Source organism: Bhargavaea sp. GQ12 (assembly GCF_059758705.1).
Genome location: NZ_JCAXEU010000004.1, coordinates 159,482 through 174,682, shown reverse-complemented (window position 1 = coordinate 174,682; position 15,201 = coordinate 159,482). Strand labels below are relative to the sequence as shown.

Here is a 15,201-nt window from a genome sequence, read left to right as displayed (position 1 = left end):
ATGGATAAGTTCATGGACAATCCGTGGTTTATCCGCGGCATCGCCCTGTTCTTTGCCGTTCTGATGTTCTTCGTTGTGCAGTCGGATGAAGAGCAGGGCAGCCGCGCAGCCGGCGGGACGGATATCGCCGTCCTGAAGGATGTGCCGGTGGAAGTGTATTTTGACGATGAAAATACTGTTGTCACGGGCGTGCCCGAGACCGTCAGCATGACGATCGAAGGGCCGGGCAACCTTGTCCGCACGACCCGTTCACTCAAAGACTTCACCCTGTTCGTCGACCTGCGCACGCTCACGATGGGCGCGCACAATGTCCGCGTGCAGACTGAGAATATTTCCGACAAGCTCGAGGTCTCCATTGATCCTGATACGGTCGATGTCGTCATCGAGGAGCGGATCAGCCGGGAGTTCAGGGTCGATCCTGAGATGAACGAACGGCTGCTTGCGGAAAACCATGTTATCAATTCACTTGAGGCGGATCCGTCGACCGTCATGGTCACCGGCGCCAAAAGCGTAGTTGAGTCGATCAGCTTCGTGAAGGCGTCGGTAACGGCGGACCCCGGAGTGGACGGGCCTCTTGAGCAGCAGGCAAGTGTCCGCGTACTTGACCGCGATCTGAATAAAATGAATGTCCTTGTCGAGCCGGCGGAAGTGACAGTCAGGGCCGACATCTCCGAGTATTCACGCTCTGTGCCAGTCTCGCTTCAGCAGTCCGGCACGCCTGGAGAAGATGTCACCATCGACGCCATCAACACGGCGACGGAGTCCGTCAAGCTGTTCGGCCCGAGGAACGTCCTGGATGAAATCGGGGAGCTTCCTGTCCCGGTCGATGTTTCAAAAGTGACCGCCAGCGGGAAATTGACCGTGGAACTCAAAAAACCGGCCGGCGTGACAAAGGTTTCGCCCGGCTCGATCGACGTCGATATCCGGGCGACGGTCAACGACAGCGATGAGGAAACAGCGGAAGCGCCGGATGAAACGGAAGAGCAGGTCGCCGATGCTGAACCGCCGGCGGAACCGGGAGAGACGGAAAGCCCGGCAGGCGGAACATCCGGCAACGGAGACACTGCCCAGAACAGCGGCACAGAAGACGGCGGGGATGCCGATGAAGAGGCGTCCGGAACACTTGAAGGGCTTGCAGTGGAAGTCCGGGGTCTTGAGGAAGGGCAGACCGGAGAGGTCATCCAGCCTGAAGGGCCGCTCTCCCTCAAGATCCAGGGGCCCAAAAGTGCCGTGGACAGCGCCAAATCCGGTGACTTTAAGCTATTCGTCAATGCAGGCGGCGTGAGCGAAGAAGAAGCTTCGCTCGTCGTGCATGTGGACGGGCCTTCCGGGATCAAAGCCGAACCGGCTCCCGGGCGGGTCACGGTCCGCATCGCCACTGCTTGAATACTATTGAACGTCAACAGTGAAGGAGAGAGTCATGATGGGTAAATACTTCGGAACAGACGGGGTGCGCGGTGTCGCCAATGAAGGCCTGACACCTGAACTTGCATTCAAGCTCGGCCGCTACGGCGGATATATCCTCACAAAACACGCATCCGGCAAACCGCAGGTGCTGATTGGACGCGATACACGCATTTCGGGCCAGATGCTCGAGAACGCCCTTGTGGCGGGACTTCTGTCGATCGGGGCGGATGTCATGCTCCTGGGCGTCATCAGCACGCCGGGCGTCGCTTATCTGACACGCGCGATGAGCGCGGATGCGGGTGTCATGATTTCCGCATCACATAACCCGGTCGAAGATAATGGCATCAAGTTCTTCGGCGGTGACGGCTACAAACTGAGCGATGAACAGGAAGCGGAAATCGAGGAACTCCTCGATAAGGAAACTGATGAACTGCCGCGTCCGGTCGGTGCCCATCTCGGCACGGTCACCGATTACAAGGAAGGCGGGCAAAAGTACATCCAGTACCTTAAGCAGACGGTCGATGAGGAATTCACGGGCATCCATGTTGCGCTTGACTGCGCGCACGGCGCCACATCGTCCCTCGCGACGCACCTGTTCGCTGACCTGGATGCAGACATCTCGTCGATGGGCTCTTCGCCGAACGGCCTGAACATCAACGACGGCTGCGGCTCGACCCATCCCGAAGTTCTGGCCGGGTTCGTCCAAGAAAAGGATGCGGACATCGGTCTCGCCTTTGACGGCGACGGTGACCGCCTGATCGCGGTCGACGAAAATGGCCAGATCGTCAATGGAGACCAGATCATGTTTATCCTGGCGCGCCACCTGAAAGAGGAAGGCCGTCTGAACAAGGACACGGTCGTCTCGACGATCATGAGCAACCTCGGGTTCTACAAGGCGATCGGAAACTATGACGTGAAGAGTGTCAAGACCGCAGTCGGCGACCGCTATGTCGTTGAAGAAATGAAAAAGAACGACTTCAACCTCGGCGGCGAGCAGTCCGGCCACATCATCATGCTCGACTACAACACGACCGGCGACGGCCTGCTGACCGCGCTCCAGCTCGTGAACGTCCTGAAGATGACCGGCCGCACGCTGTCGGACCTCGCATCGGATGTCCAGATGTACCCTCAGGAACTGGTGAATGTCCGCGTCACCGATAAGCATGCGGTCACGGACAACGCCAAAGTCGCCGCGGTCATCTCGGAAGTCGAGAAAGACATGGCGGGCAACGGCCGTGTGCTCGTCCGCCCTTCGGGCACCGAGCCGCTCGTGCGCGTCATGGTCGAAGCCCAGAGCGAAGAAGAGGCCGCCAGCTACGTCAGCCGCATCGCGGAAGTCGTGCGCGGAGAGATGGGCCTGGAAGCTTAATCGAATGAATCAGAGATCCGTCCGGAAAGAATTCCGGGCGGGTCTTTTTCATTCCGGTCGGAACGGGTAAAGAAGACGGAAAGAAGGAATGACTTCCGGGGAAGGAGCGGATGAGGATGGCGAAGTTAAGCTGGATCGCCCTGCCCGTCGCTATCCTGCTGGTGTTCGGAGCTTGCGGGCCGTCGGACGGGCAGGAGGAGACGCAGACGAATGATGACCCTGAACAGGTGAAGCAGGATGTGCTGGGGGATGTATGGGAGAGGGTCATGCAGGAATCCGGTGCCGAACCGAAGCTCCCGAGGGATCTGGAGACCGGCGACCAATATTTGACTGCCAGGGTGGCTGTGAATGCCGAAGGGTATGAAGTGTATTACTATCTGATGGATCAGCCTGTTCCCGTGGACGATCCGCAGCTGGAAGACCAGGCCCCTTATCTCATTGCGGATGCCATTGTCTTTGACAGTGCAGAGGGCGCGCGGGCAGGCGTAAACTATGAGCCCGAGATTCAGGCTGGGCAGCCTGCCGATCTCGGCACCGGCATCACCGGGTATATGGATGCCGGTGCCGGAAACATCCATCTCGTGTGGCATGAAGGACGATGGTCATTCCTCGTGCATCAGCGAAACAGTGAAGAAGCCGGGGACGAGATGATGCAGCTGGCACGGGATATTGTTGAAAAGCTGGAACAGAAGCGGCTGCCGGCCCCGCAGGAAGTTGGTGCCGGCACATTCGACATGAAGGGTGATGGCGCTGCAGCGCACAATCTGCAATGGCAGGCCGAGAACGTCGTGTATTCGGTCCGCTCAAGAGATCATCTCCAGCTGATCGACATCGTGGCCAATATGAATGAATAAAGAACTGTCCGCTTTATAGGGTTCGGTTCAGTTCAGCATAAGCAGGGTCTTTTATTAAACTGTCCGCTTTATAGGGTTCGGTTCATGGAGCCGGACGGTTTTTTCAAACAGGAAGTGGGCATGGTGAAGTAAGCAAGTGCCGCTTAGAATTTCGAACAATTGTTTACCTTTAAAACACTTGACGCATTTAAAGGCATAAGTTTATAATATAAACAAATGTTATTAAGAAAGGAGTGCGGGGGGATGAATGATAAAGAAGCGGCGATTGTTGAGCTGATCCGGCGGAACCCGTACCTTTCCCAGCAGGATATGGCAGAGACGCTTGGAATCTCGAGGCCTGCGCTGGCGAACCTGATATCCGGCCTGATGCGGCGCGGCATCATCCGGGGACGTGCTTATATCCTTTCTGAGGAAAACCGCGTCGTCGCGATTGGCGGGGCAAACGTCGACCGGAAGTTCCACCTCAAGGCATCCGTACAGGCGGGAACATCCAACCCGTCGACGGTCACCTCCTCGGTCGGAGGCGTGGCGCGAAACGTCGCGGAAAATATCGGGCGCCTTGGCCATCCGGTGACTCTTCTGACGGTCGCAGGCAATGACGCTGACTGGCAGCGCATTGAGCAGGCCACCGCGCCTCATGTGGAACTCGCACACACTGCGCTTCTTCCGGGGAGGACGACCGGCTCGTATTCCGCTGTCCTGGACCCTGACGGTGAGATGGCAATCGCGCTGGCCGATATGGACGTGTATGACGAACTGTCACCGGAATACATCGACGCCCATGCACCGGTCGTTCAGGGAGCGGCGCTCGCCGTGATCGACCTGAACTGCCCGAAGGAGACCGTCGCCCATGTGCAGGAGCTGTCCCGCCAGAGCGGAACTGAACTCGCGATTGTTCCGGTGTCGTCACCGAAGATGGACAGGATGCCGGACGATCTTGAAGGTGTCACCTGGTTTATCTGCAACCGGGACGAGGCGGAAGCCTATACCGGCATTTCGGTTAACGACGATGATTCCTGGAAAGAAGCGGTTCGGCTCTTATTGGAAAAAGGGGTCGTGAATGCAATTGTGACGGCCGGTTCAAAAGGGGTCATGGCGGGCAATGCGGACGGGATCCGGCATTACCCGGCAATCAGCAGTGTCCATGTGGAAGATGTGACCGGGGCGGGCGACGCGTTCGTTTCCGGTGTGCTCCACGGACACCTGACCGGCATGGCCTTTGAAGACAGAATTCGCTGCGGGCTCCTGAACGCGGCAAAGACACTTGCTTCAGGCGCAACGGTGCGCCCGGAGCTCTCGGCACAACAACTTAAAACTGAAATGGAGGAACTCCGATGAAACAATATCTCGAATTTTCCAAGGAAGTCAAAGAAGCGATTGAAGCAGGCAAGCCGATTGTGGCGCTTGAGTCGACGATCATCTCCCACGGTATGCCGTACCCTCAGAACGTACAGACAGCACGTGAAGTTGAGCAGATCGTCCGCGATGGCGGTGCGGTTCCTGCGACAATGGCACTGATCGACGGCAAGATCAAAATCGGCCTGTCCGATGACGAGCTTGAAATGTTCGGTAACGCAGACAACGTTGCAAAAGCATCCCGCCGTGACATCGGCTATTTGCTTGCAACGAAACAACTCGGCGCTACAACAGTCGCAGCGACAATGATCTGCGCAGATCTCGCCGGCATCCGGGTATTCGTGACCGGCGGTATCGGCGGCGTGCACCGTGGTGCCGAAACGACGATGGACATTTCCGCGGACCTTGATGAACTCGGCAAGACAAATGTCGCCGTCGTCTGCGCGGGAGCGAAGTCGATCCTCGACATCGGCCTCACACTCGAATACCTCGAAACAAAAGGTGTTCCGGTTGTCGGCTACGGCACGGACGAGCTGCCGGCATTCTTTACGCGCAAGAGCGGCTTCCCGCTCAGCATCAGCACGGACAGCGCAGAAGAAGTGGCGGGAATGCTGAAGGCGAAGTGGGATCTCGGCCTCGAAGGCGGAGCGGTCATCGCGAACCCGATTCCGGAAGAAGACGCACTCGACGATGACTTCATCAACGGCATCATCGAAAATGCCCTCAAGGAAGCGGAAGCGAACGGCATCTCCGGCAAAGAAACGACACCGTTCCTGCTTGGCAAAGTAAAGGAACTCACTGAAGGCAAGAGCCTCGTCGCCAACATCGCGCTCGTCAAACACAACGCAAAAGTCGGCACGGGAATTGCCGTTGCGTATAACGAACTGAACAACTGATTTTGGAAAAGCCGTCCGGATGGGCGGCTTTTGCTTTTGGGTGCGTGCCGGTGAACCCCATATCGGGTGAATCAACGGAGAGATTTTTGAATAATGTGTGTTATGTTTGTACAATGATCTTGAGAGGCGGGGAAGGGCAGAAACATCAGGTGGATATAGGGGGGATATGGTGGCAGGCTTTGAGGTTTTTATTTATATCGCACTGGGAGTGACACTGCTTTTGGTGATCGCGTCCATCATTCTGCAAAAGTCGATGCCGGCAAAGAAAACTCAACTTCTCAAATTTGGGTACTTGGGTCTTCTTGTAATCAGCATCGGAATATTGATTTTCAGCTTCTATATCGGTGCCTGGGAAGGGATCGGATATGGATTTATGGCCGTTTCCATTTTCGTCGGTACTGTATTGGGCGTTCTTATAAACAGCATGGTCAATTCCGTTATTCTCAGCAAAAATAAATAACGGATTGGCTTTTTCTTTCGGGTGAGAATTCCCAAATCGGGATGGGTGTATCTGCAGGCTTCATCGGTCATGCCTCTTGCAATTATGAAGAAGCGGATTATAATAGTGGAATGAACGTTCATTCCGGACCGTCATGCCGGAAGAACAGGAGGGGTCTTATGGCGGAAAACAAGCATGAAAATATACTGAGGGCCGCGCAGAAGCTGTTTGCCGAGCGCGGATATGACGGGACGACGGTGCCGATGATCGCAGAAGAGGCGAAGGTCGGCGCGGGGACGATTTACCGATATTTTGAGAACAAGCAGAAGCTTGTCAACGAGCTGTTCCGCGGCTCCGTGGCGCAGTTTGCGGCAACGCTCCAGGCCGGTTTTCCGGAGCAGAAGGATTTCAGGGAAAAGTTCCGGCACGTCTTTTACCAACTGATCCGCTATTCCCGCGAGCAGCCTGAAGCTTTCAGGTTCATCAACGCGACGGTAAACGCCTATTTCCTCGATGAGCAGAGCAAGTCGGATTTCGAAGGCTTCATGGACTTTATCGAACGCCATCTCGATGAGGGGAAAGAAGCAGGTCTGCTGCGCAATCTGCCGTCACAGGCATTTATCGCCATCGTCTACGGGACGATTTTTCATCTGTCCCGGACGTTCGAAGACGGAATACTGCAGCCGGAGGATGAACTGCTGGCAGGCATTGAGAAAAGTTGTTGGGATGCCATCAGCGCAGACTGATGGCTTTCCCGGATGAAGCGGAATGAATACTCATTCCGGAAAAACCCAAAACGGAATGAACATTCATTCCACTTTGTGCACTATAGACGAAAGGTGATCCAATGATGAAAACAAAGACAGCAAGAATTACGGCACTCGTACTATGGCTGGCGGCCACAGTGCTGGCCGTCGTCACGATGCCGGACATGGAGCAGCTGGTCCGGGAAAAAGGGCAAATCACGATTCCCGATTCATTCCAGAGTGTCGTCGCTGATGAGATGGCGAAAGATTTGAGCGGTGACGGTGACCGCTATGAGCTGATCGCCGTCTTTAACAGCGGCAATGGGGAGGCGCTGACCGAAACCCAGAAAGAAGAGATCCGGTCGGTCATCGAAGGGCTGGAATCGGAAAGGGAAGATCTCGGCATCACCGATCTGCTGACGCCGTTTGACAGCGAGCAGGCGGAGGCACAGCTTGCATCCGAAGACGGAACGACCTACCTGACCCAGATCTCGGTCGACCAGAAGCAGGGCGAGCTCAAGGACGTACGGACAGACATCCGGGAAGCGGTTCAGGCGGACGGCATCGACACGTATCTGACCGGGGCCGGACTGATTTCCGATGACTTCTCGAGCTCGACTCAGGACGGAGTGAAAAAGACCGAACTGATCGCTGTCATCTTTATCGTGCTCATTCTGATCGCAGTGTTCCGCTCGCCGGTCGTGCCGTTTATCTCGCTGCTCGGCGTCGGGGTGTCGTACCTAGTCTCGCTCGGCGTCGTCACACAGATGGTCGATAAGTGGGACTTCCCGTTCTCGAACTTCACGCAAGTGTTCCTTGTGGTCATCCTGTTCGGAATCGGGACCGACTATAACATCTTGCTGTTTACGCGCTTCAAGGAGGAACTGAGCCGCCAGGAAAGCAAGGTCGCCGCCCTTCTTGAAACGTATCGGACCGCAGGGAAGACGGTGCTCTACAGCGGTGTCGCAGTCATGATCGGCGTGGCGGTGCTCGCACTTGCCGAGTTCTCGCTGTATCAGTCGACATCTGCGATCGGCATTGGCGTCGCGGTGCTGCTGCTTGTTCTCATGACGCTGAATCCGTTCTTTATGGCACTGCTCGGCCGGAAGATGTTCTGGCCTTCCAAGAAGTTCGAGGGGCACGGCGACAGCAAGCTCTGGCATTTCCTGTCCAAACAGTCGGTGCTCAGGCCGTTTCTCGCACTGCTGTTCACACTCGCGGTCTGTGTGCCGTTCATCCTCCTGCATGACGGGACGCTGAACTACAATGACCTGTATGAAGTGGATGACAAATATGAGTCCAAGCAGGGTATCAACGTCATTGAAAAGCATTTTGAACCGGGCTTCTCGTCTCCGGCGACCATTATGATCCATACAGATGAACCGATGGATTCGCAGGAAGCGCTGAAGACATTGGATGAACTGGCCGGCAAGATCGGCAAGGTCGATGGTGTCTCCAAAGTGCTGGCACCGACCCGTCCGGCAGGCGAGCGCATCGGAGAGCTGTATATCGATGACCAGTCGAGGACGCTCAACAGCGGACTCGGCGACGCAAAGTCGGGCGTCGAGGAAATTCGCGGGGGCCTGACCGATGCGGAAGGGCAGGTCGGCAGCGGAAGCAGCACCGACCTCTCGAATGTCCAGCGCCTGATCGACGGCACCGGCGAACTCAGAAGGGGTGCCGCGTCGCTCCAGGATGCGCTCGGCCAGGTAACGACAGGGATGCAGAATGGTGCATCCGGTGCCGGCGAGATCCGTCAGGGCCTCTCCTCGGTAAATGAAAATGTGCAGACCCTCCAAAACGGTGTCGCCGAGCTTCACAGCGGTTACACCGCAATCGAATCGGGCCTCGGTTCGTTCACGGAGTACTTTAATGGCATCCGTGAGGCGGTGGCCGGTGCCCAGGGCGCGTTCGGCCAGATCGAGGCTTCACTGAACGCCTTGATCGAGAGCAATCCGGACATGGCGCAGGATCCGAATGTCCAGCAGGCACTCGGAACGGCCAAAGTGGCTCAGGAACAGCTGGGCGGCCTGACCGCGCAATTGGACGAGATGACACCACAGTATGAGGGCGCGCTTGCCCGCTTCCGTGAAGCGAACGCGTCGCTCCAGTCCGTGGAAGACGGCCTTGCTGCCCTGCAGACAGGGGTAGGCCAGCTGCAGTCGGGTGCATCTGAACTGGAATCTGGCTTGAATGACGGGGCAGCCGGTGCCGGGCGCATCCAGCAGGAATCCGGCGGACTCGCAACCGGTCTGGATACAGTCAATAACGGTCAGCAGCAGCTGATGGCCGGACTTTCCGACCTTCAGGAAAAGATGGGCCAGCTCCAGTCGGGGCTTGCCGCAAGCACGGAAGGCCTCGGGCAGGTCAGCGAAGGGTTGGAAGAAGCACAGAGCTACCTCGGCGGCCTGAGCGACTCGGAAGCGTCCGGAACATTCTTCGTTCCGGAAGACATTCTGGAAGGCGGGGACTTCCAGGAGGCGCTCGACATGTACATGTCGCCTGACCGGAAGACCGCCCGGATGACGGTCATCCTCGACGTCAACCCGTTCTCCGCAGAAGCGATGGATGTCGTCCAGGTGGTCCGTGATCAGGCACAATCGGCGATAAAAGGCACCGAACTGGCGGATGCGGACATGGCCGTCGGCGGCAAGTCTTCGCAGAATGCTGACCTTCAGGAAATGTCGGCGGGAGACTTTAGCCGGACCGCGGCAATCATGCTGATCGGCATTGCGATTGTGCTGATCTTCATCACACGCTCCGTTCTCCAGCCGATTTTCATCATCGTCTCGCTGATCTTGGCTTACTTCCCGGCACTCGGCGCGACGGAGATGCTGAGCAGCTGGTTCCTCGGAATGGGCGAACTTGGCTGGAACGTTCCGTTCTTCAGCTTTATCATGATCGTCGCACTGGGCGTCGACTACAGCATCTTCCTCATGATGCGCTATAAGGAAACCGACGGCGATCCGAAGCGCGCGATCGTCGACGCGTCCCGCCACATGGGCAGCGTCGTCATCTCGGCCGCAATCATCCTCGGGGGCACCTTCGCCGCACTGATCCCGTCGGGTATCCTGACGCTCATTCAGGTAGCGATTGTTGTCATCGTAGGACTCGTGCTCCTGGCCTTTGTCATGATGCCGATCTTGCTTCCGGCACTGATTGCGCTGTCGAACAGGACGAAAGAAGAGAATTAAGTGAGAAAGCCTCCGAACCGTTAGTGGTTTGGAGGCTTTTGCTGTCAGAAGGAGAACTGGAAAGGGAAAGAGAATGTTACTGAACAAGGTTTCAGGGGGGATGCAAGTGAGCGGACAATTGTTGAGAGTGGGGACCATCTACATTCCGGTGATGGATGTGGACCGTTCGTCAAGATGGTACGAGGATCACCTGGATGCGGAAATCAGTTACCGGGATGAGGACAAAGCGATCATCAACCTTGCGGGACAAAGCTTCTTTCTTGTGAAAGCGGCGGAAGGTGAGCGGGCGAACTTCACCGATATCCACGGTGAGGAGCGGTTTTCGCTGACCTTTGAAGTGGACGGCCTGGAGGCTCTCGAGTCGATTCACCAGGAATTCACGGATAAAGGAATCCGCGTTGGTGACATCGAGGACCGGGGCCATGCCGGGCGAAACTTCGTGTTTGCCGATCCGGACGGCAACCGGTTCGACGTATGGAGTGAACTGAGCCCGGTCTATAAAGAACTCATTCAGCAGAGTTTCAGATCCAACGCCTGATCAGTGCGCCGACGACCCATCCGAACACGGCGTGGGCGAGCGTCCACCAGATCCACGCCTCGCCGTCCGAGAAATCGGGCGGCTGCCCGGAAAGTGCGGTGAGTGAAAACAGCAGTCCGCCGCCGATGGAATAGACCGCGACATACGGCAGGATCTGCTTTTCCATCCCGAACGGCCGGAGCAGGAAATACAGCACGACCGCGCTTACGATGCAGGTGATGTTGTGGAACATGAACCCGACCAGCCAGACCGGTTCCCATGTGTTCACGACAGGTATGTAGTCAAAGTTGAACAGAAGCACGTACGCCGGGCTCCCGGTTACCCATTGGATCACCTTCATGACCGCGATCAGTACCAAACCCGCGATGAATCCGATGAGTGCCAGCTTTCCGATCGTTTTTATCATTTGGCCACCCCGCACTTAATAGAATAGTTTTCTATTCCCCGGAGAGGGCCGGGAAAACGCTTGTTGTGACGAAGAAATGCACAGATGAGTTTAGTGGAAGTCAATCATGAAGGGAGTTGGGGAGGATGGATCATCAGACGGAATGGAGACTGGACGCAGCCAGAAACCTCGCGGAGAAGCTAAAAGGGAAAGCCGGCATCCGGGCGATACTGGTCGGCGGCTCCGCAGCGCGGGGCTATTCTGACGTGTACTCGGACCTGGAACTGATCGCTTATTGGGACCGGCAGCCCAACAAAGAAGAAAAGCGTGCCATCGCCGGGGAACTGGGTGCAGTCCACCGGTATCCGAAAATCGACCACGGCCATGAGAGCGCCCTTGAGATCGAAGGCTTTCCTGTGGACCTCTGGCATAAATCTGTGTCGGAGGAAGAGGGGATCCTGGACCGGGTTCTCGTTGAGTCCAGCACAGACCTTGGAGCAAATAATATCATCGACACAGTACGCACAGGCCTCCCCCTGTATGGGGAAGAGCTGGTCCGGAAGTGGCAAGAAAGGACAGACCAGTACCCGGACGAACTGGCCCGCCGCTTCCTGGACGAATACCTGCCTCACTTCCATCTGCGCCAGCTCCACTTCGCTGCCCGCCGCAATAATCCCGCGGCCTTCTACAACATCATGAGCAACATCCAATCCAGTCTCTTCATCGTTCTGCTCGCGCTGAACGGCTCTTACTTCCCGACCTACAAATGGATGTTCAAGCGGCTTCACGAACTTCCGGTCAAGCCGGAAAACCTGGAGTGGCGGCTGAGGGAGATGTACAGGGAGTCCCCGACTGAGGCTGCTGCAAGAATGCAGGAAGTGCTTGAAGAAACGTTGCAGCTTGTGGAAGCGCAGTATCCGGATCTTGATACCGAATTTGCCAGGTACGGCGTGGACCAGCCCGTGCCGGAGCGGTTTTCCGACAGTCCGCTTGGGCGAAATCAAAAAAGATAAGGAGAGGATCCGCATCTACAAAACCATTATCTTTGATGTCGACGGAACACTGATTGATACGGAAAAAGCCGTCTTGGGTTCGCTTCAAAAAATGCTGAAAGAAGACTACGGCAAACAGATGCAGCTGGAAGAGTTGGCGTTTGTTCTTGGAATTCCGGGGTCCAGGTCACTGCCCAAGCTGGATATCATGGATATCGAGCAGGCGAACAAGCGCTGGAATCGTTTCATGAAAGAGTTCTATCATGAAATCGAGGTGTTCGATGGGATTAAGGAAGTACTGGGGACCTTGGAGGACCGGGACCTGGTACTCGGCATCGTGACTTCAAAAACGAATCAGGAAATCATAGACGACTTCGAGCCGTTCGGGCTTTCGGGTTATATGACGCACACAGTCTCCGCCGATGACACCGTAAAACACAAACCCAACCCGGATCCACTATTGAAGTTTCTTGAGATTTCAAGCGCCGATCCTAAGACGGCGATCTACATAGGGGACACGGTTTACGACTATGAATGTGCACGGGATGCCGGCATCGACTTCGGTCTGGCCTTGTGGGGCTGCAAACATCCGGAGAAGATTTCCGCGACGTACAACTTTGAGAAACCCCAGGATATCATGCGCATACTGGAGTAAGAGGACTCTTCAAGGGGAGAGTTGAATGGATGACCAAAATGGCAAAACGATTCGGGTTCACCTATATTGCAACGATTTGGAGAGGATGAAGTGGTTTTATACTGAAATCCTTCATTTAAATCTTATCTGGGAAAGTGAAAACTCGATTGCCTTTAAGATAGGTGAGCATCAATTAAGTATTGGTTTCCATAAGGATTTCGAGCCATTAACTCCTTCATTTTCAATTCAACCAGGATGGGAGGGAGGTACAGTACCAAGGACAGGCTGGTCGATAGAGTGTGAACAAGAGGATTTTAATGAAATTGTGCGCTCGGTGATTAATCATGGTGTAACAAGCTATTTTAATAAACCCGAATGGAAAGGCTATTGGAGCTTTCCCATATTAGACCCTATGAATCATACAATCGAAATTACTTGTACAGAAAATGTTTAAGGTTTGATGGGAACGCATTAATCTTTTTCCCGGAATAGCCATCCCAGCACCGCACCGTAAAGCGCATGTCCCGCGAGCCACCAGGCGAGAGACACCCAGTCGGCAGGTGACGGAGTGCGGCCGGAAAAGGAAGTGACCGGCCAGATCAAGGCGCCGATCAGCGTATTCACAGTGACGAGCCAGACGATGATGCGGTTGCCGAGCATCCGCATCCGCCGGATGAGCCATAAGAGAATTGTCGCGAGGATGACCGAGACGATCAGATGGAAGAGGAATTCTACAGATGCCGGATAGGTGAAGGCGTTCACGCCCGGTATATAGTCGACATTCATGAGGAGCGTATACACACGCCGGCCGCTCTGTTCCTCAACCGCCCACAAAAAAGCCCCGAGCAGGATACCGCTGATAATGCCGGCTCCGATGCCATGCCAAATCCACATCCGACTCATTCCGGTCACCTCCCATCTTTCTCCAATTGTACAGGAATGGGAGATGATTGGGAACTGGGGCAGCGGGAGGAGGTCCGCCGGCGATTTCGTCATTCAGACCTTAGGTTTCCGCATTCGGATGCTTAATCTTGTCATTCACAGTTGGCTTCAAAGTGAATGACGAAACTGGAGAGCGGAATGACGAGATTACCGGCACGAATGACGAGACTACCGGCACGAATGACGAAATTGCCAATCCGAATGACGAAATTGGAGAGACAATCAACTGGTTTGAAAGGGGAATAGCTATGCCGACCTGTATTTTTTGCGACATCATCAATAGGCAAGCCGAGGGGCATATCATCTATGAGGACGACCTCGTCTGCTGTTTCCTTGATAAGTACCCGATCAACCCGGGGCACATCCTCATCGTGCCAAAGCGGCATGCGGTAGAGTTCACTGATGTGGATCCGGACAGCCTGCATGCGGTGATCCTTGCCGCGCAAAAGGCTGCGAAGGCAATCGAATCATCCTTTGGGACGGACGGCATCACCGTCATGCAGAACAACGGGATATTCAAAGATGTGGAGCATTATCATATGCACATCGTTCCGCGGTACAAAGGGGACGGATTCGGCTGGGTTGAGCCTGATATTGATGTGTCTTCAATCGATTTTGACTCCCTTGAAAAGAAGATCAGAGGAGCTATGGCAGAATGAGGCTGGAGACTGCCCGATGTGTATTGGAGCCGCCGGAGGCTGGTGATCTGGAGGCGGTCAAATCACTTTATGGAAGTGAGCAGGTGCGTGCATATCTGGGCGGAATAAGAACTGGCGCTGAAGTGGAGCGGGCCTTCGCTGACATACTGGAGAATCCCGATAGTTACTGGTTGGTTCGCCATAAGGATGACGGGGTATTCATGGGCACCGTCTCACTGGACCTTCACCATGACGGGGAGGCCCAGGAGGTCTCTTATCAGCTTCTGCCGAAGTTTTGGGGCAGGGGCCTCGGGAGTGAAGTAGCAGGCGAAGTCATCCGCCATGCCTTCTGCAACCTTGGGCAGAATCGGTTGCTTGCAGAAACTCAAACTGCCAACACTGTCTCCCGCCGGTTGCTGGAGCGGCTTGGGATGAAAGAGGAGAGACGAGTGGAACGATTCGGGGAACAGCAGGTGATCTATTCGCTGAGTCGGGAAAGTTTCAGGAAGGATGATCCGCAGCCGATTTCGTCATTCGAGCTCTAGGTTTCATCATTCATCGGCTCAATCTCGTCATTCCCTCGGTTGATTTCGTCATTCGTGGCTATATTTGTGGTGAATGACGAAACTGGAGGACGGAATGACGAGATTACCGGCACGAATGACGAAATTGCCAATCTGAATGACGAAATCGGTAACCATAAAAAAGCCGTCCGGCGCCTGCCGGACGGCTTCATCTGTCTACATTAAATCCAATCATTCACATAGGCCATCAGCCCGAGCACCGCTCCGACTGCACCACCAAAGAAGAT

General features: G+C 55.4%; 17 protein-coding genes. 15 read left to right on the top strand and 2 right to left on the bottom strand.

From position 1 onward, the window contains the following. The 9 genes from AC6CHQ_RS05585 (at window position 1) to AC6CHQ_RS05545 (ending at window position 10,799) form a co-directional block, all read left to right on the top strand. Window positions 1-1,386: a CdaR family protein gene (locus AC6CHQ_RS05585; RefSeq protein WP_498081084.1), complete on the top strand. Its 1,386-nt coding sequence runs from the start codon at window positions 1-3 to the stop codon at window positions 1,384-1,386. Between the two features lie 37 nt (window positions 1,387-1,423). Beyond that, complete coding sequence (gene glmM / locus AC6CHQ_RS05580) at window positions 1,424-2,776, top strand: phosphoglucosamine mutase (RefSeq protein WP_498081083.1); 1,353 nt, start codon at window positions 1,424-1,426, stop codon at window positions 2,774-2,776. A gap of 116 nt (window positions 2,777-2,892) precedes the next feature. After that, complete coding sequence (locus AC6CHQ_RS05575; RefSeq protein WP_498081082.1) at window positions 2,893-3,630, top strand: hypothetical protein; 738 nt, start codon at window positions 2,893-2,895, stop codon at window positions 3,628-3,630. A gap of 243 nt (window positions 3,631-3,873) precedes the next feature. Beyond that, window positions 3,874-4,968: a carbohydrate kinase gene (locus tag AC6CHQ_RS05570; protein WP_498081081.1), complete on the top strand. Its 1,095-nt coding sequence runs from the start codon at window positions 3,874-3,876 to the stop codon at window positions 4,966-4,968. Continuing rightward, window positions 4,965-5,882 carry a pseudouridine-5'-phosphate glycosidase gene (locus tag AC6CHQ_RS05565; RefSeq protein ID WP_498081080.1) on the top strand — a complete coding sequence of 306 codons (918 nt, stop codon included), beginning with the start codon at window positions 4,965-4,967 and terminating at the stop codon, window positions 5,880-5,882. Before AC6CHQ_RS05570 ends, AC6CHQ_RS05565 begins: the two co-directional genes overlap by 4 nt. 169 nt (window positions 5,883-6,051) lie before the next feature. Further along, the gene (locus AC6CHQ_RS05560; RefSeq protein WP_498081079.1) at window positions 6,052-6,342 is read left to right on the top strand and encodes a YesK family protein; all 291 of its coding nucleotides are present in this window, start codon (window positions 6,052-6,054) and stop codon (window positions 6,340-6,342) included. A gap of 158 nt (window positions 6,343-6,500) precedes the next feature. Beyond that, window positions 6,501-7,067, top strand: coding sequence for a TetR/AcrR family transcriptional regulator (locus AC6CHQ_RS05555; RefSeq protein ID WP_498081078.1), 567 nt, complete (start codon window positions 6,501-6,503; stop codon window positions 7,065-7,067). Window positions 7,068-7,168: 101 nt separating this feature from the next. Further along, the gene (locus AC6CHQ_RS05550) at window positions 7,169-10,261 is read left to right on the top strand and encodes an MMPL family transporter (protein WP_498081077.1); all 3,093 of its coding nucleotides are present in this window, start codon (window positions 7,169-7,171) and stop codon (window positions 10,259-10,261) included. 106 nt (window positions 10,262-10,367) lie between these two features. After that, entirely contained in the window at window positions 10,368-10,799 is a 432-nt protein-coding gene (locus AC6CHQ_RS05545; RefSeq protein WP_498081076.1) for a VOC family protein, read from the top strand. Here AC6CHQ_RS05545 and AC6CHQ_RS05540 read toward each other — a convergent pair. Further along, on the bottom strand, window positions 10,783-11,205 hold the full coding sequence (locus AC6CHQ_RS05540; RefSeq protein ID WP_498081075.1) for a hypothetical protein: 423 nt from the start codon (window positions 11,203-11,205) through the stop codon (window positions 10,783-10,785). The two genes, AC6CHQ_RS05545 and AC6CHQ_RS05540, sit on opposite strands and share 17 nt — an antisense overlap. A 125-nt stretch (window positions 11,206-11,330) precedes the next feature. On the opposite strand from AC6CHQ_RS05540, the gene AC6CHQ_RS05535 reads away from it, so the two are divergent. The 3 genes from AC6CHQ_RS05535 to AC6CHQ_RS05525 are packed head-to-tail and all read left to right on the top strand — an operon-like array spanning window position 11,331 to window position 13,264. After that, window positions 11,331-12,197, top strand: coding sequence for a DUF4037 domain-containing protein (locus AC6CHQ_RS05535; protein ID WP_498081074.1), 867 nt, complete (start codon window positions 11,331-11,333; stop codon window positions 12,195-12,197). Further along, window positions 12,175-12,831 (top strand): HAD family hydrolase, encoded by a 657-nt coding sequence (locus AC6CHQ_RS05530; protein ID WP_498081073.1) that lies wholly within the window; start codon window positions 12,175-12,177, stop codon window positions 12,829-12,831. The genes AC6CHQ_RS05535 and AC6CHQ_RS05530 overlap by 23 nt, the downstream gene beginning before the upstream one ends. Window positions 12,832-12,856: 25 nt before the next feature. Then, the gene (locus tag AC6CHQ_RS05525) at window positions 12,857-13,264 is read left to right on the top strand and encodes a VOC family protein (RefSeq protein ID WP_498081072.1); all 408 of its coding nucleotides are present in this window, start codon (window positions 12,857-12,859) and stop codon (window positions 13,262-13,264) included. A 17-nt stretch (window positions 13,265-13,281) separates the two neighbouring features. Here the strand turns inward: AC6CHQ_RS05525 and AC6CHQ_RS05520 are convergent, their stop codons facing one another. Then, a complete protein-coding gene (locus AC6CHQ_RS05520) occupies window positions 13,282-13,713 on the bottom strand; it encodes a hypothetical protein (RefSeq protein WP_251238706.1) in 432 nt (143 codons plus the stop codon). Between the two features lie 128 nt (window positions 13,714-13,841). Between AC6CHQ_RS05520 and AC6CHQ_RS05515 the strand changes: the two genes are divergently transcribed. The 3 genes from AC6CHQ_RS05515 (at window position 13,842) to AC6CHQ_RS05505 (ending at window position 15,139) form a co-directional block, all read left to right on the top strand. Next, complete coding sequence (locus AC6CHQ_RS05515; protein ID WP_498081071.1) at window positions 13,842-14,411, top strand: HIT family protein; 570 nt, start codon at window positions 13,842-13,844, stop codon at window positions 14,409-14,411. Next, window positions 14,408-14,935, top strand: coding sequence for a GNAT family N-acetyltransferase (locus AC6CHQ_RS05510; protein WP_251238704.1), 528 nt, complete (start codon window positions 14,408-14,410; stop codon window positions 14,933-14,935). The genes AC6CHQ_RS05515 and AC6CHQ_RS05510 overlap by 4 nt, the downstream gene beginning before the upstream one ends. Window positions 14,936-15,001: 66 nt before the next feature. After that, on the top strand, window positions 15,002-15,139 hold the full coding sequence (locus AC6CHQ_RS05505; protein WP_177168336.1) for a hypothetical protein: 138 nt from the start codon (window positions 15,002-15,004) through the stop codon (window positions 15,137-15,139). Window positions 15,140-15,201 lie beyond the last annotated feature (62 nt).